Source organism: Lentihominibacter hominis (assembly GCF_014385065.1).
In the GTDB taxonomy this organism is placed as follows: Bacteria; Bacillota; Clostridia; order Peptostreptococcales; family Anaerovoracaceae; genus Lentihominibacter; species Lentihominibacter hominis.
This window is the reverse complement of the sequence record NZ_JACRTA010000003.1, coordinates 159,554-183,268: the sequence shown is the minus strand read 5'-3', so window position 1 is coordinate 183,268 and position 23,715 is coordinate 159,554. Positions and strand designations below refer to the sequence as shown.

Below are 23,715 nucleotides of genomic sequence, written 5' to 3'. Positions count from 1 at the left end.
TCAGTTCTTATCCTTTTCATCTCCTGAGTTTTTTAGATACTTTCGCACCAATACATATCCAAGCGTCATATCTATCGCGTAACAAGCCAGATGAATTCCTGTGGCTAACTTAGCATATTTTCTGTAATTCAAATTCTTAAAAAATTTTTTCATAAAAATCTCCTTTCTTACTCTGTCATGAAAATGTAACAAGCTCCTGCTGAGGCTGTTTTGACGGTTCTATAGATATAAGCGTAAGTACAGGACCTTCATCATATCCATACATTTCATGCTCTTTATAATCAAATCTCACTCTGACTTTTACCCAATCTTCATGACCGAATCGCCTCTCAGTCTCATCATCAAGATAACATATAAAACCCAAAAACTGTATATCTTCCTCACAACAGGTCATTACATGCCTTCCCGGAATAAAATAATCAGCTCCTGACTCTTCACTTGCACAGTATTTGGCCGTAAAAATTATTTCTTTTCCCATATAATGTTCAGGATGTTCCATAGCATCAAGATACCACAGCCCATAATCCATATCGTCTATATCCACTGTCTGTCCGCTGTAATCAAAAGGCATTACATCCATCTCGTTTTCAAACATTTTACCGTCTTTTCTCTCAAATGCCAGCTGCGCCTGAGGATTAAGCACCTTTATAGCTCTCCTGAATTTCATTCTGTCGATGTCTTCATCACATCTATTGAATATTATGAGATTAGAAGCCTTAAGAGGTTCCATGAAAGTTTTTCTCATATTATTCATATATATTTCAGCGGTTTCTGCATTTACCGTAGAATATACTCCCCCTGCATACCAGTCTTGTGGCACATTTTCGTTAAAAAGTTTTTCAAGATCCCACATGCCGTTATATTCAATCAAAACCTGCGCAGGAGAATAATCTCTCTCAATCCGTTTCCAGAACATCTCACTGAGGGCTTCGGGATCTTCAGCTCTCACCAATACTATTGAAAACTTTTTAAGGAAATCTTCATCAAATTCATTCTCCCCCTCTTCACACTGTACCAAAACAGTCGTCCCCGGTTCTAAAAAGTCCTCTTCTTCCACTACTTCGTGTATTAATGTTGTTTTTCCACTTTCCAGCAAACCTGTAAATACATAAACCGGTGTTTCCATCTTCCATCCTTTCTTTTAAATTGCAAAGCTGTTTCCCAATCTTCCCTAATTAACTCCAAATACCTGATTCAGCGCGCTCTCGTCAAGATCTGTTCCTATAACACATATTCTGCCTATATAATCCGGCTGTGAATCTCTTATTTCAAGCTCCTCAGGAACCATATCAAACTCAATCCATCTGCCGTTTTCTGCTTCAACTATACCTTTTGCCCGAAGGACAGTCCCGAAATCATCTGTAGCAGCCATGAGTCTCAATATGTCTTCCAGCTCAGACTTTTTAAATTTATGAACCGTCTCACGTCCCCAGCTTGAGAACACATCATCTGCATGATGATGATCTTCGTGATGATCATGATGACAATCACAGTGCTTGTGATGATACTCATGATCATCATGGTGATATCCATGTTCATGATGATGGTCATGACACAATTCCTCAAGGACCTCTTTCAAAGCATGTTTATTATCAAGAGCCGATGCTATCATGTCCGCAGACAAAATTTTCCATGGTGTTGTAACGACAGCCGCATCACTGTTCTTCTGCCGAAGAGTTTTCACACATTTATCTATCTTGCTCTCTTCCATATCCTGAGTACGGCTTATTACTATAGTACCTGCATGCTGAATCTGATCATTGAAAAATTCTCCGAAATTTTTCATATACATTGCAGCCTTTTTACCATCTACTACAGTTATAAGACTGTCTATCTCCACATCGGCCTCTTCCTCCATATCTATTACGGCCTTCGCTACATCCGAAAGCTTACCGACTCCTGACGGCTCTATGATTATTCTGTCAGGATGGAACTTTTCACTTACCTCTCTGAGAGATCTGGCAAAATCTCCTACCAACGTACAGCAAATACAGCCTGAATTCATTTCTGTCACTTCTATGCCACTATCCTGCATGAAATGGCTGTCAATACCTATTTCTCCAAATTCGTTTTCGATGAGAACTATTTTCTCATCTCTATATACTTTAGCAATGAGCTCTTTTATAAATGTCGTTTTACCGGCCCCCAGAAAGCCGGATATTATGTCAACTTTTGTCATGATCTGCTCCTTATATATTTATTAAATTCTGCCATAGTTTTTTTTATTATATCACAGTTGAAATCAGCTCTCCATTAAAAATCAGATATTATGAAAGCAAATCTTCTTCTCCGCATAATCTGCCGAACTCTCTAAGTTTCTGTTTTGCTTCCACACTGATATTCTGCGGAACCTTTATCTCCACACATGCATAATGACTGCCATACTGAGAAGGGTCTTTCATAGATACTATACCTTTATCTTTTATTCTGAGTTTAGTTCCGGACTGTGTTCCCGGGGCTATTTTGCACATAACCTTACCATGAAGTGTCTGCACAGCCGTCTTTCCTCCCAAAACAGCTGTTGTAAACGGGATTTTTACTGTTGAGTAAACATCCATTCCTTTTCTCTCAAAACCTTGTTTTTTCATAACATTTACTTTGATAAGAAGATCTCCGTTTTTTCCTCCGTTTACACCTGGCTTTCCCCGTCCTTTAAGTCTTATACTTTTTCCGTCATCTATGCCGGCAGGAATATGAACTTTTACAGATTCGAAATTTTTTCCTGACGCATCAGATATCCTTATAAATTTATCACAGCCAAAAGCCGCTTCATCAAATGTGACATTAATTTCAGCCTTGACATCGGCTCCATTCTGCTTAAAATCTTCAGTTCTGAATCCGCTTGAGAACCCATTTGAAAAACCACCTGAGAATCCGCCGCCAAATATATTCTTCAGAATATCATCCATGTCTCCGCCTTCAAAATGATATTCTCTGTAATTTCCACCCTCACTTCTGCCCTGCGGTCCTGATGCACTTCCATCGAAAGCTGCATGCCCAAACTGATCGTAAAGTTTTTTCTGTTTGGGATCACTAAGAACTGAATATGCTTCAGATACTTCTTTAAACTTTGCTTCAGCCTGTGCATTACCCGCATTAGTATCGGGATGGTATTTTTTGGCCATCTTTCGATAGGCCTTTTTTATATCGCTTTGTGAGGCGTCTCTGTTCACACCGAGCACCTCATAATAATCTTTCTTTGATGCCATAGCCATCACCCCGTTAATTCAAATTTTTTAATACTCTAAAGAGAATGCATACTTTATCTAACTGATACAATAATACCCCGCAGGAACCTGCCCGCGGGGTACATATCTACTCTTTGAGCACTATCCCTCAATGGAGATGTAATGCTTTTTGTCTTCCACTGCCTTCACATCCTCTTTAGGAACACTGAAGGATAAAATACCATTCTCATATTTCGGATGAATGTCTTCTTCCGTCACATGTTCACCTACATAAAAGCTCCTGCTCATGCTTCCAGCATAACGTTCACGTCTTATATAGTTACCTTCCTTATCTTTTTCATCCTTATCAAGACCTTTAGCAGCAGTAACTGTAAGGACACCCTTTTCCAGTTCCATCTGTATTTCATCTTTTTTGAAACCGGCAAGATCAATGTCAACCTCATAACCGCCTTCAACATCTTTTACATCTGTTTTCATCAGATTACGTGCACGTTTGCCGTACAATTTTTTCTCAGCGTTCGGCAATGCCGGAAACGCAAAATCATTCATAAAATCGTCAAACAAATTTTCTCCAAAAATACTACTCATTCTCATAAGTCGTCGCCCCCTTAAGATCCTTATCCGGATCATTTTTTATTTCTTGACTATAATATATCACCTGTTGTTAGCACTGTCAAGAGGTGAGTGCTAATATTTTTTAAATTTTTTATTATTTACAAAAAAAGGATTAAACAGAATTGTTAGACTTGACACTATTTTTACAGCAACGTATAATTAAAATTAATACTCAAACGTTTTAATCCGTTTGCGTATATGAGATACAGCAGACGCTGAAACAACTGAACCGAAAACGATATCTGTCAATAAAAGAAAAGATCGCATCATTAGTAACAAAACGACAAACAAGTAAAACAGAACGGCTTACAGCCGGAAAGGATGGTTAAAACTAATGAAAGAACAAAATTATCAGGTCTATGGGTACCGATGGGTAGTATTGGGGATTTACGGATTATGTACAGGCATTATTCAGTTGATGTGGACTACATTCTTTTCGATTACGACAGATTCATGGAAGTATTATGGGTTTACCAACGCAACAGAAGGAGAAAGTGCAATCAGTCTTCTGTCAATCATATTTATGGCAGGTATGATTATCGTTTCTATCCCATCTCTTGCTGCATTCGAAAAATTCGGATTCAAAAAAGCAGTTGGTTTCGGAGTTGTTCTCACAGGAGTCTGTGCTCTGCTGAGAGGATTTTTCGGAGATAACTACACACTGGTTCTTATCATTACCTTCGGATTCGCTATCGCTCAGCCATTCCTGCTGAACTCACCGGGTCTTGTTGCAGGTAAATGGTTCCCTGAAAAAGAACGTGCTACAGCCAACAGCGTCGGACTTCTGTGCAGTTATTTGGGAATGTGTGTTGGTCTTCTATTGACACCGGTTCTTTTGGAATCGGGAATGACAATAAAAGAAATGCTTCTTACATACGGTATCATCGGAGCTGTCGCTGCAGTCTTATTCCTCATCTTCGTAAAAGAAAAACCGCCTACACCTCCCTGTCCTGAAGAACAGGCTATGCGTTCTGACTTTAAAGAAGGTATAAAGTTTGCATTAAAGAAGAAAAATTTCATTCTGGCATTATTGATTTTCTTCTGCATGTTCGGGATCTTCAATACCTTCTTCACTATGATCGAGCCCATCTTAAAAACTCTGACTAATGAAGGTGTTGACGCAACTCAAGTGGGAATTATAGGTGTTATAATCTTAGGTATAGGAATAGTCGGAAGCCTTATCCTGTCCCTGATCTCTGATAAAGATAAGCACCACAGACGACTGCCGTATATGATTGCAGTAAGCATTATAGGCTGTATAGGTCTCGCCCTTTTCTTAGTACTGAAAGGTTTCAGCGGAATGGCTGTAGCCGCAGCTCTCTACGGATTCTTTATTGTAGGAGGTGCTCCGCTCACTCTGACTTTTGCTGCAGAATCCTGCTATCCGACTTCGGAAGGTACTTCAGAAGGACTCCTTATGTTTGCAGGTAATGTTGCCGGAGTGATTTTCCTCGGGGCTTCAAGCCTTTTCGGAACAAATCATCATATGTTGATGGCTGCGCTCATAGCTGTAACAATCATTTACATTATTCTAATGTTCTTTGCAAAAGAGGTTAAATTAGCAAAACAAAAATAATAACTTCAGTAAATATATAAAAAAGAAGAAACGCTTAAAGCGTCTCTTCTTTTTTATATTACACAACTTCTCTTTTACATAAAAAGATGTCCCGAAAAAATGGCATGGATAATGGAAGAAATACCCCGCAATATGAGAAATATCCCCAACATCAGATTTATTGCCATAAAGCTGATTACAGGCGCAATAAAGGATAGAATTCCCGCCAAAGCCAGAACCGTTCCCAAAACAGTAAACCATCCCCAGCCATCTACAGCCATGCGTTTGAGTTCAAAAGACTGTACGAATCTCGTAATACCTGAAAAAAGCATCCACATCCCGAAAATAAAAGGAAGAGTCAGTGTAACAAATGTCTGATTAAACAAGATAAACAAAGCCATGATAACGGTCAGAATCCCATCTGCGAGAAACCACCCTGCTCCATACATTATATTATGTCCTCTGGCAAACACCATAATGTCTATAATTCCTGAAACAAGCAGAAAACTCCCAAGAAGAAGAGAAATCGCTGACAGCCCTGCCGACGGACTTCTCAAGCAAATGATACCTGCTATTATAAGAAATATACCTGCTATCATCCACATAACTTTTGAAAAAGTTCTGTTCATAAAAACCAACCTCCTTTATTAAGGTATTATACCCTTATATTTAGCACTGTCAACCACTGAGTGCTAATTCTTAATTATTTACCACCGTTATAAAATCTTTTTCTTGACAATTATCCAAATTCTTACTATAATCTGTAACAAGCTACAGATTGAAGGTGAAAAAAGTGAAAGATACTGACATCGGACATATGCTAAAGCAGCTTGAATCAAAACTGCATACAAGGGCAAATGCTACATTCAGCAAAAGCGAACTTACATATTCTCAGGTTCGCGTATTGAAAATCATATGGAAACATGGAGGACAAGTCACACAAAAAGAAATTGAGAAAGAACTCAAAGTCTCCCACCCTACAATTGTAGGAATTGTAAGCCGCCTTGAAAAAAGCGGATACGTAAACTGCCATGTAGATCCCGATGATCGGAGAAATAAACTTGTATGCGGCACAGAACGAGCTTTAAAACACAGAAAATGGCACGATGCCAGAATCCGTGAGACAGAAAAACAGCTTACGGAAGGATTTTCCAGACAGGAGCTTCAAACTCTCCGTGAAATGCTAAAACGTCTTTATAAAAATATAGAATGACTTTTTCCTTCATAGTAAATTACGGAAAAACCTCAAACGAAAATCTATCATATGTAAAAAACACAGAGGACATAAGTTTGCAAGGACTTGTCCTCTCTTTTACGCCTCAAAGTGTAGCGCGCTACAAAACAAAAAAGGAGTGAGATTATGATAAAAACTTTACTGAAAAGTGTCCGGCAATACAAAAAAGCTTCTCTTGCTTCTCCGCTGTTAGTTACAGTAGAAGTTATTATAGAATGCTTTTTGCCTCTGGTAATGGCAATGGTCATAGATTCCATGAGCGGTAATTCTATGACACCTATTTTAAAATACGGACTCATGTTGGTCATAATGGCAATGTTTTCCCTGCTTTTCGGCGTTCTTGCCGGCCGTGAAGCGGCTACAGCTTCCTGTGGGTTTGCCAAAAATCTACGACAAGATATGTATTTTAAGATACAGGATTTTGCCTTTGCTGATATGGATAAATTCTCCACATCATCTTTGGTCACAAGAATGACAACAGATGTCACAAATGTCCAGAATGCCTATCAGATGATAATCCGTGCCGCTATACGGACACCTCTTATGATGATTTTTTCTGTCATCATGAGTATGACCATCAATGTAAAAATGGCATGTATTTTTCTTGTTACTATACCTGTACTTGGTATAGCGCTCTTTGGAATAGTTCTCTACGTACATCCTATTTTTAAGAGAATTTTCAAAAAGTACGATGCCATGAACAATTCTGTTCAGGAAAATATAGCCGGTATAAGAGTTGTCAAATCTTTTGTACGGGAAGATTATGAAGCGAAAAAATTCGGAAAGGCTTCTGAAGATGTGCGAAAAGATTTTACTCGAGCTGAAAAAATATTAGCTTTCAACAATCCTGTCATGATGTTCTGTATCTATATGTCCATGCTTCTCATCAGTTATTTCGGAGCAAGGATCATTATCGGAACAGGCGCTGTCAGCTTGACAACAGGAGAGCTTTCTTCTCTCATAAGCTATGGAGTGCAAATACTGGCTGCCATGATGGTATTATCTATGGTTTTCGTCATGACTATAATGGCTGAAGAATCAGCAAATCGTATTGCTGAAGTCCTAACACAGGAAAGCAGTCTACAATCACCGGAAAACGGTATCAGAAAAGTAAAAAACGGAAAAATAGATTTTGAAAATGTTTCTTTCTGTTATTCTAAAGCCAGTAAAAAGAAAGCTCTTTCAAATATAAACCTTACTATTAATCCGGGAGAAACTATAGGCATAATAGGCGGAACAGGTTCAGCTAAAACCACTTTAATACAGCTTATCTCTCGTCTTTATGATGTGACGGAAGGAAGTGTTAAAGTAGGAGGAATAGATGTTCGCAAGTATGACCTTGAAGCCCTTCGTAATGAAGTTGCGGTGGTTCTCCAGAAAAATGTACTTTTCTCCGGCACTATTAAAGAAAATCTTCGTTGGGGAAAAAAAGATGCTGATGAGGAGGAACTGATTCGTGTATGCAGACTGGCACAGGCAGATGAGTTCATACAGCAGTTTCCGAAAAAATATGATACTTACATAGAACAAGGCGGAACAAACGTATCCGGCGGACAGAAACAAAGGTTATGCATTGCAAGAGCCCTGTTAAAAAAACCTAAAATTCTTATTCTTGACGACTCCACTTCAGCAGTCGATACAAAAACAGATGCCTTGATAAGAAAAGCAATGAGTGAAGAAATACCTGACACAACAAAGATAATTATCGCCCAGCGTGTTTCTTCAGTAGAAGATGCAGATAAAATTATCGTCATGGACGGAGGTCGTATAGCTCAGCAAGGCACTCACCGTCAATTGTTGGCTGCCGACGGCATTTACCGGGAAGTATATGACTCTCAGACACGCAGCAAGGAGGTGGAATAAATGAGCAGAACAAAGGAAAAAAGGAGCAAAGGAAATTTCAGAAGACTTATAGGCTATCTGTTTTCTCATTTTAAACTGCGCCTTACAATAGTATGTATCTGCATCATAATAAGTGCCTGCGCTTCTGTAGTCGCAACAGTATTTCTGCAGAGACTCATCGACGAATGTATAACTCCGGGTATTACATCAGGACTCGAAGCCGTATGGCCTAAACTTATTTCTCTTCTTGGCACTATGGCGGCATTTTATGCATGCGGCGTAGCTGCAGCCTTGATATACACACGCCTCATGGCAACAGTTACTCAAGGAACACTAAAACACATGAGAAATGACATGTTTGACAGAATGCAGACCCTCCCTCTCCGTTATTTTGATACTCATATACACGGAGATATCATGAGTACCTATACCAACGATACCGACGCAATCCGTCAGCTTATCGGACAGAGTTTGCCTCTGATGCTACAGTCTTCCCTTACAGTTATAGCTATTATCTTCATGATGATTTATTTCAGTATATGGCTGACTTTAATCGTAATCTTTTTCATGATCATAATGCTTACTGTCACAAAAAAGCTCGGCGGAGAAAGTTCAAAATACATGATGAAACAACAAAAAGCTCTTGCCAAAGAAGAAGGCTATATAGAAGAAATGATGAATGGCCAGAAAGTCATCAAAGTATTCTGTCATGAAGAAGAAAGCAAAAAAGGCTTCATTAAGCTCAATGAACAGCTTTTTTCAGACAGCCAAAGAGCAAATAAAATGGGAAACGTACTTATGCCTACCCTCGGGAATATCGGCAATCTCATGTATGTATTCATCGCCGGTATAGGAGGAATCATGGTATTTGAAAAAGCCGTAAATATCAGCCTTACAGGAACGGATCTGATCACGGCGGGAATCATCATCTCTTTTCTGAGCATGGCAAGGCAGCTATCCCAGACCATCGGTCAGGTATCAATGCAGGTTTCCTTAGTTGCCATGGGAATAGCCGGAGCCGGAAGAGTTTTTGAACTCATGGATCAGAAACCGGAAGAAGACCATGGATATGTCACACTGGTCAAAGCAGAAAAAAATTCTGAAGGTCAGCTCACAGAAACAGATCATGCGACAGGCTTATGGGCTTGGAGACATCCACATTCCTCAGACGGTACAGTTACTTACACCGAACTTAAGGGGGATATCCGCATGGAACATGTAGATTTCGGATATGTACCTGAAAAAACCGTACTTCATGACATAAGTCTTTACGCAAAACCGGGACAAAAAATTGCTTTTGTAGGAGCCACAGGTGCAGGAAAGACTACCATAACTAATCTAATCAATAGATTTTATGACATTCCTGACGGAAAAATACGCTACGATGGTATTAATATAACAAAAATACGAAAGCCTGATCTGAGGCGTTCTCTGGGTGTTGTACTGCAAGATGTAAATCTTTTTACCGGAACAGTCATGGAAAATATACGTTACGGAAAACTGGATGCAACAGATGAAGAATGTATAGCAGCTGCAAAACTTGCCAATGCTGATGATTTCATCACTCGACTTCCCGACGGATATGATACTGTTCTTACAGGAAACGGCTCCAGCCTTTCTCAGGGACAGCGTCAGCTGATATCCATTGCCAGAGCAGCTGTAGCGGATCCACCCGCAATGATATTAGATGAAGCCACAAGCTCAATAGATACAAGAACCGAAGCTCTTGTTCAGGAAGGTATGGATAATCTTATGAAAGGGCGAACCGTATTTGTCATAGCCCACAGACTATCTACCGTCCGCAACAGTGACGCCATAATGGTTCTTGACCACGGACGTATCATCGAACGAGGAAATCATGATGAACTAATCGCTCAAAAAGGCACATATTACCAGCTCTATACAGGAGCTTTCGAGCTGGAATAATTTCAAAACCCAAAAAAGCCATATAAGGAAATTAACCCTTATATGGCTTTTTTTATTTGAGCATGAAGAAATCCAAAAGACGGATCCTGTCCCTTCTGTCTCTCAGCGGATAACTCTCATATACTCTGCCTGCTGAAAGATGGATCACATGATCACAGCACCGAAGGATAAATTCCGGATCATGGGTGACTACAAGAACTGTTCTCCCCTGATCTGCAATCTCATTTACAACATTTGCTACTTTTCTCATATGAAAAAGATCAAGACCGCTTGTCGGCTCATCAAATATTATAAGAGGCTTTTCTGATGCTATAGCTGAAGCTATAGCCACACGCTGCTTCTGTCCTCCCGACAATCCCATGGGATGACACTCTGAAAGCTCTGTCAAATCCATATCTTCCAGCAGCCTTTCAATCTGCTTTTTGTTTTTATTTTTCATGCTCAAAAGGATTTCTTCTTCTACATTTTCTGTAAAAAGCTGATGATTGACATCCTGCATAACCATATAACAAATGTTCAGCCGTTCCTTTGCACTATAAACATGACCATCATACTCAACAGTACCCCGGCACCTTTTTTCTAAGCCACATAGACATCTCGAAAACGTGGATTTTCCTGCTCCATTGTCTCCTATAACAGCTGTAACTTTTCCTGCTGGCAATATCGACTTTCCTATTTGCAGAATTCCGGGCCGATATTTATAAGAAAAAGTCATATCACTTATCACCCAGCGTGAAAATGCTTCAGCTTTTATTCCATGTTCTGTATCTTTCAAAACATCAAGATCTAAAGGCCGCAGCCCCATAACTTCTCGTTGACTTTCCGGCATGGCCTTAAACTCCTGCGCTGTATAATCCCCCTCTATCTTACCATCCTTCATATAAATAACTCTGTCAATGAGATCTGCCAGATAATAAAGACGATGTTCAGAAATAATTACTGTTTTTCCGCAAGATTTAAGAATTTCAAGCAATCTCCGCAAGTCAGATACAGCACATGAATCAAGATTGGAAGAAGGCTCGTCAAGAACATAAATATCAGGATCTATTGCTGCAGCCGAGCCACAGGCAATCTTTTGTTTTTCTCCACCGGAAAGAGAAAAAATACTTCGATCCATCAAATCTTCTATATCAAGCTGGCTGCATACCTGCTGAACCCTCTGTTTTATTTTGGATTCGGACATACCATGATTTTCAGGTCCAAAAGCTACTTCACTGGTAGTATCTACATTAAAAAACTGAGATCTGGGATTTTGAAAAACAGAACCCACTTTAAGAGATATATCAAATAATGATAATCTTTTTGTATTTTTCCCTTCAATATATGCATCTCCCTCCAATTTCCCTTCATGATAATGGGGAATCAATCCATTGAAGATCCTTGTAAGTGTCGTTTTTCCACAACCGGAAACACCACATAGAAGTACAAAGGACCCCTCTTTAATTCGGCAGGACACATTTTTTATAGTCTCATATTTTTTCTTACCGCCTCCCGCCAGATAAGAAAAAGAAAGCTTTTTGCACTCTATCATTATTTTTACCCCCTTGTAATCAGAACATATATCTGAGCAACATAAGCACCTGCGCAAACAAAAAGAATAAAAATATCTTGTATATGAAATCCTATATCGCAGACATTAGTTCTCTTTATAGGGCCTCCCAAACCTCGTGTGAGAGCAGCTGCACTGAGTTCCTCACCGATCCTAACCGAACAGATCATCATAGGAACAAGTCGATATTCCAGTATATGCCCTGCCCGTCTGTATCCCAAACCGATACCTCTCATTTTCATGGCATCTCCGATACAGCTCCATTCTTCCGCTACTGTGGGAAAGAAACGGAACATCACCGACATAGGCATCGTAATAAACCGAGGCATATGTAACTTATCCATAGCGTCCATGAACTCACTTACAGTGGTATCAGTTACTAATAAATACCCCATAACAATTCCCGGAGCAAACCTGAGTAGTATCCCAGTGATGGTAACAGCTATATAATTTACCGGACTTGGCAGCATGGATAAAATAAACAACTCAAGACACAGACTTCCTCCGAATATAACTATATATATGACCGAAGCCTTGCGTTTGCCAGATGACAGCAGTAAAATCAGCGGTATAAATGCTAAAATTATTATGTAATACTGCATTATTCCCTCATATGATCCTCCCAGAATAAATATTGAAATAGTTATGAGTACTGCCAATTTAGTTCTGGGATCTAAAATAATACTGCTGCCATCTCTGCAGCTTGCCAGAAGTTCTTTTGCCATCACGCTATACCTGCTCTCTCAAAATGTTTTTTGAATATCCTATAACCTATTATTCCTCCCGCTATACCGCTTATAAAAGATGCAGCAAGAAGAACCGGCAATATCCAGTCAGGCATATAACTCATGAGAGTATCAGCATACTCCTCTCCATATCCAGGCAATAGATTCTGATAATAGTCTGCTCTTGTGACTACTATAGGTATAAATGCTCCTATAACCCACATAGAAAAAAGGCCATGAGTCAGAATCTCCCTTTTATAATTTTTATATCCACAGGCTTTAAGCGCAAGATCAGACAGAAGACCAAAAACAATTCCTGTAAGAATACACCAATATCCCATGCCTGTAATCAACATAATTATGCCCAATAGCAGACCGCTGACAGTGATCATACCAAATTTTCTTATCTTTGAAAAGAAAAGCATCATTGGGATCCCTCCCACCAGCGGTACTATGACACTGATGAGAGGAATAAAAATCGGTATAAATCCTATAGATGCGACTGCAAAAATAACTATAAAGTATATTGCAGTGAAAATACCAATATTAATAAAATCCTTTCCCTGTAACTTGTTCATTTTAAAATTCCTCCCGACATAATTCTTTTAATTTAATTAGATCAAGCTAACTCTAAAAATCATAATATTATAGATAGCCATATACGTCTATGCTCATATCAGTTATTTGACTCCAAATAGCACTCAGTTTTCCATATTATCAGATTAAGATTGACCAAAAATTCTATCTTGACTATAATGAAAGATATTCTTTTAAAAGAGGTGAACCAATTTGAATGATATGCTCAATAATATACTTGAAAACAGCGATAAACTCCCCGGAGTTACTCTTAAAAACAGCCCGAACAGCAGAAAATTGCTTCTTAATCATTCAGAGGGAAACGGAAAAATGATTTTCCATACCATCTTTCCCGGACTTACCATTGCACTCGTATACGCAGATACGTTCATCTGGCCTGAATCAGAATCCAATCAGAAATTTCATCCTCTTCTTCTCAATTACTGTCTCTTCGGAAGATGTGAACTGCTTCTTGATGACAATACCTATGTCTATCTCCAGGAAAAAGAATACTGTATAAGCTGTCAGTCAGCTCAAAATAAATATATTTTTCCCACCGGAAAATACAGAGGTCTGAAAGTATATTTTGATCTTGATACTTTTACTGTTTCATGCAAGGAAATATTGGAGGCATTTGATATAGATTTATGGAAACTGCAAAGAAAATATATAGAGAAAAAAAATACTTATATATGCGAAACAGATGATACAGAAAGAAATATATTAACAAAACTATGGAAGTTTTCAGAAAAAAGTTCCTATTTTCATATGAAGTTATATCTTTTTGAGCTGCTTTACTATATGCTGATATCCCAGTCCCACACCTCAAAACGGCGAGGTTTTTATACAAAAACGCAAGTAGAAATAGCAAAAAAAGCACATCAGATTTTAACATCGGATCTAAGAAAACATCTTCCTATACGTGTGCTTGCCAACGAGTTTTCTGTCAGTGAAACAAGTTTAAAAAATTATTTCAAAGGCGTATACGGACAAAACATATCTTCCTATATGCGAAAAAAGCGGATGGATACAGCAGCCGAGATGCTGTCAGAAACCAGACGACCTATCTCCGAAATATCCATACAAGTCGGATACTCCAATCAGGGAAAGTTTGCTTCTGTTTTTAAAAAGCAATTCGGTTTCTCTCCGCTTGAATACAGAAGAATAAGATACCTTGAAAAAAATGATATGTCCCCGGAAAAGATCTGAATTATCTTCCGGGGACGGTAAATAAAACTGCAGATCACAGTTTCCAGCCTACAGCCATTTCTCTGGCATTGACAAATCTCTTATAAATTCCATCCTGTTTTATAAGTTCTTCATGTCTCCCTTTCTGGACTATCTTCCCGCTATCCACTACCAGTATCTGGTCTGCGTGCCGTACTGTTTTAAGACGGTGAGCAATCATTATTATGGTCTTGTTTTCCATAAGAGCTTTAATAGCCTCTGTAAGCTCTTTTTCATTTTCGGGGTCCACATTAGCTGTAGCCTCATCTAAGATTATTACAGGTGAATCCTTCATGATAGCTCTTGCAATGGAGATTCTCTGCTTTTCCCCGCCGGAAAGAGACTCGCCTCCCTCTCCTATCACAGTATCATATCCATCAGGTAATCTGCTTATAAAATCATGACAACAAGCTTTTTTAGCAGCGTCCATTACTTCATCTATTGAAGCGCTTTCTCTTCCGAATCTTATGTTATTGGCTATAGTATCAGCGAAAAGATACACATTCTGAAATACAAAGCTGAAATTTTCCATCAGACTATCCATACTATATTCTCTGACATCTACGCCTCCCAGCTTTACAGAACCCTGATCCACGTCCCAAAATCTTGAAATAAGATTGCATAATGTAGTCTTGCCTCCACCTGAAGGACCTACTATAGCTGTTGTAGTATTTTCAGGTATATGTACACTCACATTATCTATTATTTTCTTTGTACCATACGAAAATGAAATATTCTCCACATCTATATTGTGATTTTCCGGCGTTATTTTTCTCCCATCTATATCCATAGTATCAAGATTAAGAATATCCTGAGCTTTATCGACAGACACACTTACAGTATGGAGAAGAGCATTATAACTGCCCGCCTGTTCAAGACTGGTATACAAAATAAAGGAGCAAATGATCATTCCTATGCAGACCATGAGTTCCATAGTGCCATGGAGATAAAACACCAGTGAACATAAAGTCATCACCGCTCCCGTAACCTTAGTAATACTGTTCTGAAGAGTCATATACGGTATAAATGTAAATTCCATCTTTGTATTGATATCTGCATTATCCTCTATAATCCTATTCAGCTTCCTTGTCCTTTCACCTGTCATATTATAAGATTTAACTTCAGAAATACCTTGCAGATACTCCATAGTCTGACTCACCACTTGGGTATCTGATTCAACTTTCTGTCTGGAAAGGGTCTTTCCTGCGTTCTGCATACGATTGTTCATCAATAAAAACAACGCTGTTCCTATGATGCCGATAAGACCTATCCTGTAATCGAAGAGCAAGAGCATCAGCAGGATTATTGCTGTATTCAAAAGGCCCTGCGTTGTAAGCATAACTACTCTTGTAGCTACATTTCCCAATGTTTCCATAGTGTTGGTAGTCACCGATGTTATTTCTCCCAGACTGTTTTTATTAAAATATCCCATAGGAAGATAACGTAAATGTCTGGCTATTTCTATACGTTTAAAAGCTGCTGTATCATAACCTCCTTCTGTCTGCAGCATAGTGGATTTCATTTTGCTTATAAAAGAAACTGCAAAAGATACTGCCATTACCCCTACGGCTCCCCACAAAATTACAGGATCTGCTCCTCCTGAAGTGATGAAACCGAGAACAATCATTATAGCGGGGATTTTCATAGCCTCGCCTATAGCCTGTACCGCCCCCAAAGCAATGGAAATCCTGAATTTTCTTTTATTAATCTTCCCGCAGAAATCAAAGAATTTTTTAAGTATCTTAAACATTTTCCCTTTCCTCCTTCACTGTATCTTTAGCAGATATGTGAGCCTCCCACATATGTTTATATATACCGCCCATTGAAAGCAAACTCTTATGGTCACCTTCTTCAGCAACTCTCCCTTCAGAAATAACGAATATATGATCTGCATCAGATATGGTAGACAATCTATGAGCGATGACTATCAGAGTCTTTCCCGAAACCAGCTTTGCCACAGAAGTCTGGATCACCGACTCGTTCTCAGGATCAGTATAAGCTGTAGCCTCGTCAAGGATAACTATAGGTGCATCCTTAAGCATAGCTCTTGCTATAGAGATTCTCTGCCGTTCACCTCCCGACAAGTGCCCTCCTGCTCCTCCTACAACTGTATCGAAACCATTTTCCAATTTCATTATGAAATCATAACATCCGCTTTTTTTTGCGACATCTTCCACCTCACGGTCAGTAGCATCTGCTCTCCCCTGCCTGATATTCTCCCTCACGGTTTCATTAAAAAGATAATTATCCTGAGATACATAAGCGATCATCCGATTATACTGAGACAGTGCCATCCTTCTTATATCCACTCCACCTATCTGTATACTTCCTCCTGTAACATCCCATAAAGATGCAATAAGTTTGGCTATAGTAGATTTACCGCTTCCTGATGGTCCTACCAAAGCATTAACACTTCCTTGCTTCATTTCCATATTGATTCCATGGAGAACCTCCGTATCATGGTAAGCAAATGTCACATTTTTTAACGAAACAGAAGCATTTGCAGGCTTTGATTCAGATATTTCCGGTCGATCAAGTTCTTCATGTGTCAAAATACCAGTGACCTCTCCTAAAATAGTACTTATAGTCCCCAAATCATCAGTAAATCCCATCATATTCAATATAGGACCCACGATTCCTAAAGATAAAATGATACACATCACAAAATCCGATACAGCAAGAGAGCCACTGCTGACAAATACAGCTCCAAAAGGCAGAACTGTCAGCAGCGTATATGGAGCTAAAATAAAAGCCAGACTGTGATATACATTGCACTTTTTCATCCAGAATATGAAAGCATCGGCACCTCGCCTTGCCGCCACCATAAACTTTTCGTAAGAACCATCAACTTTACCGAAAGCTTTTATAACTTCAATTCCATTGATATATTCCACAGCGGCAGCATTCAGCTCTCTTGTCCTTGCTACAGCATTACTAAAATTCTCCTCATATCCTATAAACATTCCTCCTGTAGCAGCAAGACCAAGTATAATAGGTATAAATGAAAAGAGAGCTATTCTCCAATCAATGGCAAACAGATAAATTATAACAGCTATAGGAACGAGCATATTACTGGTAAATTCAGGAATAATATGTGCCAATGTCGTTTCCATACTGTCCACACGTTCCACAATTATATTTTTAAAGGTCCCTGACGATGTGTCTTTAACATATCCAAGCGGAACTCTTGCAAGTTTATCAAGGCATTGCTTGCGTATTTCTGCAAGAACAGCAAACGTTGCCTTATGTGAACAGCTAGTTGAAATACTGCGAAAAATTTCAGATAATACAAAAGAAACAGCTATAAATACTACCTGTATGATATAAAATTCTATATCTCTTTCTCCTAACAATAATTTTGCTATGACATTTCCTATAATAAAATACGGAAATATCTTAAAAGCCACGTTTAAAACAGCCAACGCCACACTTATTATGTAAAAACTTTTACGCCTTCCGGCCCATTCCAATATCCACTGTACAGCAGATTTTTCTTTTTGCTTCTGCATTTTTTCAAACCTCCTTTATATTTAGTTAGCTTTTTCTAACCAACCGTTATTATTTTACCGCGTCTGCTCTGACAAACGCGGATATTTTAAAACTTTATTCCCATAAGATTCTCCCAGCCTGCTGTATAAAAATCTTTAAGTTTCTTAACCTTTTTTATAGCCTCGGTCTCTTCCATATCGTGAACTACTATTTCAAATATTCCTGAAAACATACCGCTTGCGAGCATATGATTAAGCTCAGGATCTATATCAGGCACATCTATTCCATTTTCCTTCATCAGAACTATAAAGCGATCTGTAGCCGCCACCTCTTTTTCCACAAGGTTATGAATAAAACACGCAAAAGGAGTTCCCTCAGACTTGCATATTAGCAGTTTAAAATTATCATAGTGTGCATATATATATGCCAGCATTTCACTTATCGCTCCCTGAGAAGTATCTTTCATATTCTCAGGCTGCTCTGATGCAGGCAATGCTTCAAAATTTTTCAGCACGTTATCATAAATACTGTAAATATAATCCGCATGTTCCTCTACCAGATCAGCAAACAACGCCTCTTTATTAGGATAATACTTATAAAAAGCTCCTGTGGTAAGGCCGGCGTTTCTTACAATTTTCCTGAGAGACGCACAGTTAAAACCTTTATCCATAAACTCTTTTATAGCAGCCTGCTCTATTAAACTTTTAGTATTATTCAAAACATCACCAGACTTTATAAAACATCATAATTTCTTAAATCAAGATAACAGTGTTATATAACACTGTTATCTTACACCTGTAATGAAGATATGTCAAGAATAATCTGGGCATATTTTTCTTTAATGAATATTATCCTTCAGCGAACAAATACTATTCTCATAAAGTGTGTATTAATACGAAAGGATGTTATATTATGTTTAAACATGAAAAACAATTATTTCACCCTGTTGCCGTAGAAGGTCCTAACCCTCACTACGCTGCTCTGCTTCAGGAACAGCTGGGAGGTGGCAACGGAGAACTCAAAGCAGCCATGCAGTACATGTCACAGAGCTTCCGTATCAAAGATCAGGAAATAAAAGATCTTTTCCTTGATATTGCTGCAGAAGAGCTGGGTCATATGGAAATGGTGGCAGAAACCATAAACCTGCTCAACGGTCATGATGTAGATGCAGCAGCAGTTGGTTCTGGAGAGATACAAAGTCATGTGATCCTGGGGTTAAATCCCGGTCTTATCAACGCTTCAGGTTACTCATGGACAAGTGATTACGTAACAGTAACAGGAGATCTGTGCGCTGATCTTCTCTCCAATATAGCTTCCGAACAAAGAGCTAAAGTCGTATATGAATATCTATACCGCCAGATAGATGATAAAAAGGTAAAAGAGACTATCGACTTTCTCCTTAACAGAGAAGAAGCTCATAACGCTCTGTTCAGAGAAGCTTTTAATAAAGTTCAGGACACAGGATCAAACCATGATTTTGGTGTGACAGAAGATTCAAGAATGTATTTTGACCTTTCCACACCGTCGCCTGCCGGCGCCTTTGGAGATACTCAGGCAAATCCGCCGGGATTTACCCCTCCAAATAATTAAACCATTAAAAACTCAGCTGTACAATCGATGCAAACATCGGAAAAGCTGAGTTTTTTATTTATTGAAATTATTTTTCTGGATCCAAAACTGCATCAGCCTGAGGAGAAACCATGTTCAATATATCTCTATTATTTTTATTATACCATACATCCGTGTTTCATACCGAAACTTCTGCGCTGCTTCCTCCGCTCTTGCTCTTTCTTATGATTATTTGTTTATCTATTTTTTCTTTCAGTTCAGGTACATGGGAGATTATTCCTACAAGCCTATTGCCGTTGGCAAGATCAGAAAGTGATCTTATAGCTTGCTGCAGTGATTCTTCATCGAGTGATCCAAAACCTTCATCTATAAACATGGTATCAAGTCGTATTCCTCCGGCTGATGCCTGTATTTCATCGGAAAGTCCCAGCGCCAGAGAAAGTGACGCCTTAAAGGATTCTCCGCCTGAAAGTGTTCGTACGCTTCGCTCGGTTCCGTTATAGTGGTCCACAACATCTAAATCAAGTCCGCTCTGGCTTCTGTTATTGCCTGCCAAACGACTGCGCTTCAGCTCATACTGTCCGCCTGACATTACCATGAAGCGGATATTTGCCCGGGCAATGATGCGATCAAAGTATGCCATCTGCACATACGTTTCCAGCATTATTTTTTCTTTGCCTGTAATATTACCGTTTGCCGTATCTGAAAGAGCTTTGATCCAGCCCCATCTCTTATCGATATCTGTTAGCTCAGCTGCTTTTTCCGATATGTTTTCAAGAGCCCTTCTGTTATTATCAAGCCTTATATTCACTGCCGTGACTTTGGGTTCAAGTGACTCACGCAAATCGTAAAGCTGCTGCTTTTTCTTCTTTTCCCTATCAACATCCAGTATTTCTTTATTTTCTAAAAACTTACAGCTTTCTTCTATTTTAGCCTTTAGAGCGGCAATATTTTTATCGCACTCAGCATAACTTTTTCTTGCCTGTTTTTCACGATCTTCTATATTTTTCTTCTCTGCTTCAAATTCTGATGCTGCCTTTTCTGCCTCGGCTCTGCTTTCATACTGCAAATTGTTTCGCAAATCCTCAACATACTTTTTCAGCGCTTCTGCTTCAGCCTTATGCTTTACTGATGCCGCCTCTGTCTGCCTTACCTCTTCTTCAAGAGACTTCATTGTTTGACGCTTTATGGGAAGCAAGCCTTCTATCTCCTGTTTTCTTTCTATCTTTTCCGATACTATATCTTCTTTTTTTAAAAGATTTGCCGCCGCTTTTTCATTTTCTGCTTTCTTGTCGGAAATAGCTTCGTTCCAAAGGTTCTCACTTATATCGCCTAAAAGTTTGTGCACTGTTTTTAAAAAAGTCTCATGTTTTTCCTGCCACATTCCTTTTAATCGTCCTGCCGTTTTACTGGCCTGGCCTGCATCATCTGAGGCTTTCTGAGAAAGTTCCTTATAGTTTTCCAATTCTTCTTCAGTCGGTGCACCAGGTGAAAGCTTGGCAGGATTGGGATGATTTACAGCTCCGCATACAGGACACGCCTCGCCCTTTTTTAGTATCTGAGACAGTATACCTGCCTGCTGGTCAAGATATGCTTTATTTTTCTCTTCATACCAGCTTTTTGCTTCCTCTGCTGTTTGTGATTTTTTGAGATAGTATGCCTGTGCTTTTTTAAGCTTTTCATGAAGCAGCTTTAGCTCTTCTATGCTGTTCTGAAAGTCTTCTATCTCTTTATATTCTCTTGAAAGCACGCTTTTTTGCAGCTGAATCACTGTCATTTCCTTTTCCAAACCAGATAAAGTCTTTAATTCCTCCTCCAGGGCTTTAATCTCCTCCTTTATATCTGTAAGATCTTCTGACTTTTGACGAAAAGTATTTTTATCCGACTCTTCCAACTTTTTAAGATCCATCAGCTCCTGCCTCTTAATGTCGATATCGTCATATCCCGAAAGTTCCGCTGTAATCAAAGCTGACTTTTCTCCGAGCCTGCGAGCCTCATTAAGCTGAGCCTCCGCTTTTTTCAGCTCTTCCTTTAACACACTGAACCTAATGATCTGCGAATTCAGTAATACATCAGCTTCCTGTCTCTGCTGCTCCGCTTTCTCCCATTCCTGCGCTCTTGTCAGCTTTTCACTTATGTCGTTTATTTTGTCACTCAACTCATTTACCTGAGTTATATAAAGAATCTGCCGCCTTTCATCATCATCTGTCATTTTTTGAAGTTTTCGTATCACATCTTCCGAAGATACTATGTTTTCATCTGATAATACAGCTTCTGCCTCCTGGCTGTAGAGAATACCGTCAATATACTGCTTTATGCTTGCGTTAATAGCTTCACGTTTAGTACGAAGCGCGCCTGCCTCTTCCTTTAGTCTTTCCTGGAGCTTCTGATAAAGATCAGTGTTAAAAAGTCTGCGGAATATTTTTTTCCGCTCTTCAGTTGATGCCAGAAGCAGCTTGAGAAAATCTCCCTGAGCTATCATAGCAATCTGAGTAAACTGATGACGGTCCAATCCCATAATATTCACGATAGCTTTATTGACTTCTTTCTGTTTGGAGATTATACGTCCATCTTCATAATGAAGCTCTGCATTTGCCTTTTCAGTGGTCATACCTTCACCCCTTGCCTTTGGCCTATCATATTCGGGATTACGCTTTACGAAGAACTCTTTTTCGCCGTATAAAAATGTCAACTGCACCTCTGTAAGTGTCTCCGGCCTCGCATACTTTGATCTGAGCATTTTCACATCCCTATTCTCTCCGCTTGCCTCCCCATACAGCGCAAAGGTTATGGCATCAAAAACAGTGGTCTTTCCGGCTCCTGTATCTCCTGTTATCAGGTAAATTCCCCTTGTCCCAAGTTTTTCAAAATCTATCTCTACCCTGCCTGCATACGGCCCAAATGCAGACATTACAAGCTTTACAGGTCTCATTTTTCTTCCTCCCAAACCTCTTCTATTAGTTTCCTTAAAAGTCCTGACTGCTCCTGTGACAGCGGAGCATTATTCTGTTTCTCATAAAATTCCTCAAATATATTTAATGGCATATGCACTTCCGGCATCTTCACCACATCTACAATCCCGGTGCTTTGCGTCCTTGTGTTATGATAATCCACTTTCATCAGGTTGGGATAGACAGACCTTAATCTCCCTATCACTTCGGGAATTTCTTCCTCATCAGTAAGTGTTATGTGCATATAATCGCTTCTGTATGTGGTCCCTTCATAAAAACTCTTGGCTGTGACCCGGTCATATTCGCCTCTTATCTCCACCATATCCCTCATAGGTTTTAGGGGCACGGTTCTTACGGAAAGGCTGCCCTTCTCTTCAAGCTCTGCCACCGTCACAGATTTTTCATGAAGACTCTCGGAAAAAGAATACTTGAGGGGCGTACCACAATACCGTATATTGGGAGACCCTATATTCTGCGGCTTATGTATGTGACCTAAAGCCACATAATCAAATTTTTTAAATATGCCGCAATCTATATTATCGCTTCCGCCGGCAGACAATGTCATATCCTCAGATTCCGACCTGACTGCCCCCGTGACAAACTGATGAATCACTAAAACACTGCGAACAGAAGAATCAATATCCATATTTTCTATGGCAACCCTGACAGCATCGTTATATGACTCTATCTCATGCACCTGCTGCGGAAAGGCCTTTCTCACATGTACAGGCTTAATAAAGGGAAGCAAGAAAATATTGACCTCACCATAATCGTCTTTCACAGTAAAAGGTTTTACATTTCCATCATAAACCGGAGCAACATATATTCCGCTGTCTTCCATCAAACGTCTTCCGAATGCCAGCCTTTCCGGCGAATCGTGATTGCCGCTTATGACGAAAACCTGCAGCCTCCTTTCCGAGAGCTTTACAAGAAAATCATCAAGAAGTTCCACGGCATCCGCCTGCGGAATCGCCTTATCGTATATGTCGCCTGCCAGTATTACGGCCTGCGGCTCTTCATTGTCGATTATATTTATAATTTCATTCAGTATATACTCCTGATCCTCCATCATAGAAAATCCGTTGACACGCTTTCCTATATGAAGATCTGATAAATGTATGAATTTCATATATGTTCCTTCCGAAATAAAAATTTTTATCTATTATACCATATAAGAGCTTTTCTAAACTGACTAAAATTACGCCCCCTTATCTGCCAATGAGCATCTCCGTAAATCAGTACAAAAAGATATTTTCAACAAAAAACCGG

Annotated in this window: 20 protein-coding genes; 6 read left to right on the top strand and 14 right to left on the bottom strand. The window is 39.3% G+C overall.

Going from position 1 to position 23,715, the window contains the following annotated elements; genetic code table 11:
• The 5 genes from H8692_RS08880 to H8692_RS08860 all read right to left on the bottom strand — a co-directional run bounded on the left by H8692_RS08880 (nucleotide 1) and on the right by H8692_RS08860 (nucleotide 3,782).
• Nucleotides 1-153 (bottom strand): FAM210 family protein, encoded by a 153-nt coding sequence (locus H8692_RS08880; RefSeq protein ID WP_177269107.1) that lies wholly within the window; start codon nucleotides 151-153, stop codon nucleotides 1-3.
• Between the two features lie 22 nt (nucleotides 154-175).
• Nucleotides 176-1,126 carry a TIGR03943 family putative permease subunit gene (locus H8692_RS08875; RefSeq protein WP_187525517.1) on the bottom strand — a complete coding sequence of 317 codons (951 nt, stop codon included), beginning with the start codon at nucleotides 1,124-1,126 and terminating at the stop codon, nucleotides 176-178.
• Between the two features lie 45 nt (nucleotides 1,127-1,171).
• Nucleotides 1,172-2,179, bottom strand: coding sequence for a CobW family GTP-binding protein (locus H8692_RS08870; RefSeq protein WP_187525516.1), 1,008 nt, complete (start codon nucleotides 2,177-2,179; stop codon nucleotides 1,172-1,174).
• Between the two features lie 88 nt (nucleotides 2,180-2,267).
• Nucleotides 2,268-3,209, bottom strand: coding sequence for a DnaJ C-terminal domain-containing protein (locus H8692_RS08865; protein ID WP_187525515.1), 942 nt, complete (start codon nucleotides 3,207-3,209; stop codon nucleotides 2,268-2,270).
• Between the two features lie 120 nt (nucleotides 3,210-3,329).
• Nucleotides 3,330-3,782, bottom strand: coding sequence for an Hsp20/alpha crystallin family protein (locus H8692_RS08860; RefSeq protein ID WP_177269099.1), 453 nt, complete (start codon nucleotides 3,780-3,782; stop codon nucleotides 3,330-3,332).
• Nucleotides 3,783-4,137: 355 nt separating this feature from the next.
• On the opposite strand from H8692_RS08860, the gene H8692_RS08855 reads away from it, so the two are divergent.
• Complete coding sequence (locus tag H8692_RS08855; protein ID WP_187525514.1) at nucleotides 4,138-5,379, top strand: MFS transporter; 1,242 nt, start codon at nucleotides 4,138-4,140, stop codon at nucleotides 5,377-5,379.
• A gap of 74 nt (nucleotides 5,380-5,453) precedes the next feature.
• Here the strand turns inward: H8692_RS08855 and H8692_RS08850 are convergent, their stop codons facing one another.
• Nucleotides 5,454-5,987 (bottom strand): HdeD family acid-resistance protein, encoded by a 534-nt coding sequence (locus tag H8692_RS08850; RefSeq protein WP_187525513.1) that lies wholly within the window; start codon nucleotides 5,985-5,987, stop codon nucleotides 5,454-5,456.
• A gap of 164 nt (nucleotides 5,988-6,151) precedes the next feature.
• Between H8692_RS08850 and H8692_RS08845 the strand changes: the two genes are divergently transcribed.
• The 3 genes from H8692_RS08845 (at nucleotide 6,152) to H8692_RS08835 (ending at nucleotide 10,360) form a co-directional block, all read left to right on the top strand.
• Entirely contained in the window at nucleotides 6,152-6,571 is a 420-nt protein-coding gene (locus tag H8692_RS08845; RefSeq protein WP_187525512.1) for a MarR family transcriptional regulator, read from the top strand.
• A gap of 147 nt (nucleotides 6,572-6,718) precedes the next feature.
• Nucleotides 6,719-8,455, top strand: a complete 1,737-nt coding sequence (locus tag H8692_RS08840) for an ABC transporter ATP-binding protein (RefSeq protein WP_187525511.1) — start codon at nucleotides 6,719-6,721, stop codon at nucleotides 8,453-8,455.
• Nucleotides 8,456-10,360, top strand: a complete 1,905-nt coding sequence (locus H8692_RS08835; RefSeq protein ID WP_187525510.1) for an ABC transporter ATP-binding protein — start codon at nucleotides 8,456-8,458, stop codon at nucleotides 10,358-10,360.
• A gap of 52 nt (nucleotides 10,361-10,412) precedes the next feature.
• On the opposite strand, the gene H8692_RS08830 is transcribed toward H8692_RS08835, so the two are convergent.
• From H8692_RS08830 to H8692_RS08820, 3 genes are read right to left on the bottom strand one after another with little or no spacing between them, the layout of a single operon-like run.
• A complete protein-coding gene (locus H8692_RS08830; protein ID WP_187525509.1) occupies nucleotides 10,413-11,891 on the bottom strand; it encodes an ABC transporter ATP-binding protein in 1,479 nt (492 codons plus the stop codon).
• A gap of 5 nt (nucleotides 11,892-11,896) precedes the next feature.
• A complete protein-coding gene (locus H8692_RS08825; protein WP_177269795.1) occupies nucleotides 11,897-12,634 on the bottom strand; it encodes an energy-coupling factor transporter transmembrane component T in 738 nt (245 codons plus the stop codon).
• A complete protein-coding gene (locus tag H8692_RS08820) occupies nucleotides 12,634-13,212 on the bottom strand; it encodes an MptD family putative ECF transporter S component (RefSeq protein ID WP_187525508.1) in 579 nt (192 codons plus the stop codon). Before H8692_RS08820 ends, H8692_RS08825 begins: the two co-directional genes overlap by 1 nt.
• A 220-nt stretch (nucleotides 13,213-13,432) precedes the next feature.
• On the opposite strand from H8692_RS08820, the gene H8692_RS08815 reads away from it, so the two are divergent.
• A complete protein-coding gene (locus tag H8692_RS08815) occupies nucleotides 13,433-14,419 on the top strand; it encodes a helix-turn-helix domain-containing protein (RefSeq protein ID WP_187525507.1) in 987 nt (328 codons plus the stop codon).
• A gap of 34 nt (nucleotides 14,420-14,453) precedes the next feature.
• Here H8692_RS08815 and H8692_RS08810 read toward each other — a convergent pair whose 3' ends face one another.
• The 3 genes from H8692_RS08810 to H8692_RS08800 form a co-directional block, all read right to left on the bottom strand.
• Nucleotides 14,454-16,187: an ABC transporter ATP-binding protein gene (locus H8692_RS08810; RefSeq protein WP_187525506.1), complete on the bottom strand. Its 1,734-nt coding sequence runs from the start codon at nucleotides 16,185-16,187 to the stop codon at nucleotides 14,454-14,456.
• Complete coding sequence (locus H8692_RS08805; RefSeq protein ID WP_187525505.1) at nucleotides 16,180-17,946, bottom strand: ABC transporter ATP-binding protein; 1,767 nt, start codon at nucleotides 17,944-17,946, stop codon at nucleotides 16,180-16,182. Before H8692_RS08805 ends, H8692_RS08810 begins: the two co-directional genes overlap by 8 nt.
• An 86-nt stretch (nucleotides 17,947-18,032) precedes the next feature.
• Entirely contained in the window at nucleotides 18,033-18,644 is a 612-nt protein-coding gene (locus H8692_RS08800) for a TetR/AcrR family transcriptional regulator (protein ID WP_243206959.1), read from the bottom strand.
• 194 nt (nucleotides 18,645-18,838) lie between these two features.
• Here H8692_RS08800 and H8692_RS08795 point away from each other — a divergent pair, with 194 nt between their 5' ends.
• Nucleotides 18,839-19,516 carry a manganese catalase family protein gene (locus H8692_RS08795; protein ID WP_177269802.1) on the top strand — a complete coding sequence of 226 codons (678 nt, stop codon included), beginning with the start codon at nucleotides 18,839-18,841 and terminating at the stop codon, nucleotides 19,514-19,516.
• Nucleotides 19,517-19,673: 157 nt separating this feature from the next.
• Here H8692_RS08795 and H8692_RS08790 read toward each other — a convergent pair whose 3' ends face one another.
• Nucleotides 19,674-22,427 (bottom strand): AAA family ATPase, encoded by a 2,754-nt coding sequence (locus tag H8692_RS08790; protein ID WP_177269804.1) that lies wholly within the window; start codon nucleotides 22,425-22,427, stop codon nucleotides 19,674-19,676.
• Nucleotides 22,424-23,575 carry an exonuclease SbcCD subunit D gene (locus tag H8692_RS08785; protein WP_187525504.1) on the bottom strand — a complete coding sequence of 384 codons (1,152 nt, stop codon included), beginning with the start codon at nucleotides 23,573-23,575 and terminating at the stop codon, nucleotides 22,424-22,426. Before H8692_RS08785 ends, H8692_RS08790 begins: the two co-directional genes overlap by 4 nt.
• Nucleotides 23,576-23,715 lie beyond the last annotated feature (140 nt).

Excerpts from the sequence above, each read along its gene's own strand:
- H8692_RS08880 (WP_177269107.1), bottom strand. The coding sequence starts at position 153 with ATGAAAAAATTTTTTAAGAATTTGAATTACAGAAAATATGCTAAGTTA.
- H8692_RS08875 (WP_187525517.1), bottom strand. The coding sequence starts at position 1,126 with ATGGAAACACCGGTTTATGTATTTACAGGTTTGCTGGAAAGTGGAAAA.
- H8692_RS08870 (WP_187525516.1), bottom strand. The coding sequence starts at position 2,179 with ATGACAAAAGTTGACATAATATCCGGCTTTCTGGGGGCCGGTAAAACG.
- H8692_RS08865 (WP_187525515.1), bottom strand. The coding sequence starts at position 3,209 with ATGGCATCAAAGAAAGATTATTATGAGGTGCTCGGTGTGAACAGAGAC.
- H8692_RS08860 (WP_177269099.1), bottom strand. The coding sequence starts at position 3,782 with ATGAGAATGAGTAGTATTTTTGGAGAAAATTTGTTTGACGATTTTATG.
- H8692_RS08855 (WP_187525514.1), top strand. The coding sequence starts at position 4,138 with ATGAAAGAACAAAATTATCAGGTCTATGGGTACCGATGGGTAGTATTG.
- H8692_RS08850 (WP_187525513.1), bottom strand. The coding sequence starts at position 5,987 with ATGAACAGAACTTTTTCAAAAGTTATGTGGATGATAGCAGGTATATTT.
- H8692_RS08840 (WP_187525511.1), top strand. The coding sequence starts at position 6,719 with ATGATAAAAACTTTACTGAAAAGTGTCCGGCAATACAAAAAAGCTTCT.
- H8692_RS08835 (WP_187525510.1), top strand. The coding sequence starts at position 8,456 with ATGAGCAGAACAAAGGAAAAAAGGAGCAAAGGAAATTTCAGAAGACTT.
- H8692_RS08830 (WP_187525509.1), bottom strand. The coding sequence starts at position 11,891 with ATGATAGAGTGCAAAAAGCTTTCTTTTTCTTATCTGGCGGGAGGCGGT.
- H8692_RS08825 (WP_177269795.1), bottom strand. The coding sequence starts at position 12,634 with ATGGCAAAAGAACTTCTGGCAAGCTGCAGAGATGGCAGCAGTATTATT.
- H8692_RS08820 (WP_187525508.1), bottom strand. The coding sequence starts at position 13,212 with ATGAACAAGTTACAGGGAAAGGATTTTATTAATATTGGTATTTTCACT.
- H8692_RS08815 (WP_187525507.1), top strand. The coding sequence starts at position 13,433 with ATGCTCAATAATATACTTGAAAACAGCGATAAACTCCCCGGAGTTACT.
- H8692_RS08810 (WP_187525506.1), bottom strand. The coding sequence starts at position 16,187 with ATGTTTAAGATACTTAAAAAATTCTTTGATTTCTGCGGGAAGATTAAT.
- H8692_RS08805 (WP_187525505.1), bottom strand. The coding sequence starts at position 17,946 with ATGCAGAAGCAAAAAGAAAAATCTGCTGTACAGTGGATATTGGAATGG.
- H8692_RS08795 (WP_177269802.1), top strand. The coding sequence starts at position 18,839 with ATGTTTAAACATGAAAAACAATTATTTCACCCTGTTGCCGTAGAAGGT.
- H8692_RS08790 (WP_177269804.1), bottom strand. The coding sequence starts at position 22,427 with ATGAGACCTGTAAAGCTTGTAATGTCTGCATTTGGGCCGTATGCAGGC.
- H8692_RS08785 (WP_187525504.1), bottom strand. The coding sequence starts at position 23,575 with ATGAAATTCATACATTTATCAGATCTTCATATAGGAAAGCGTGTCAAC.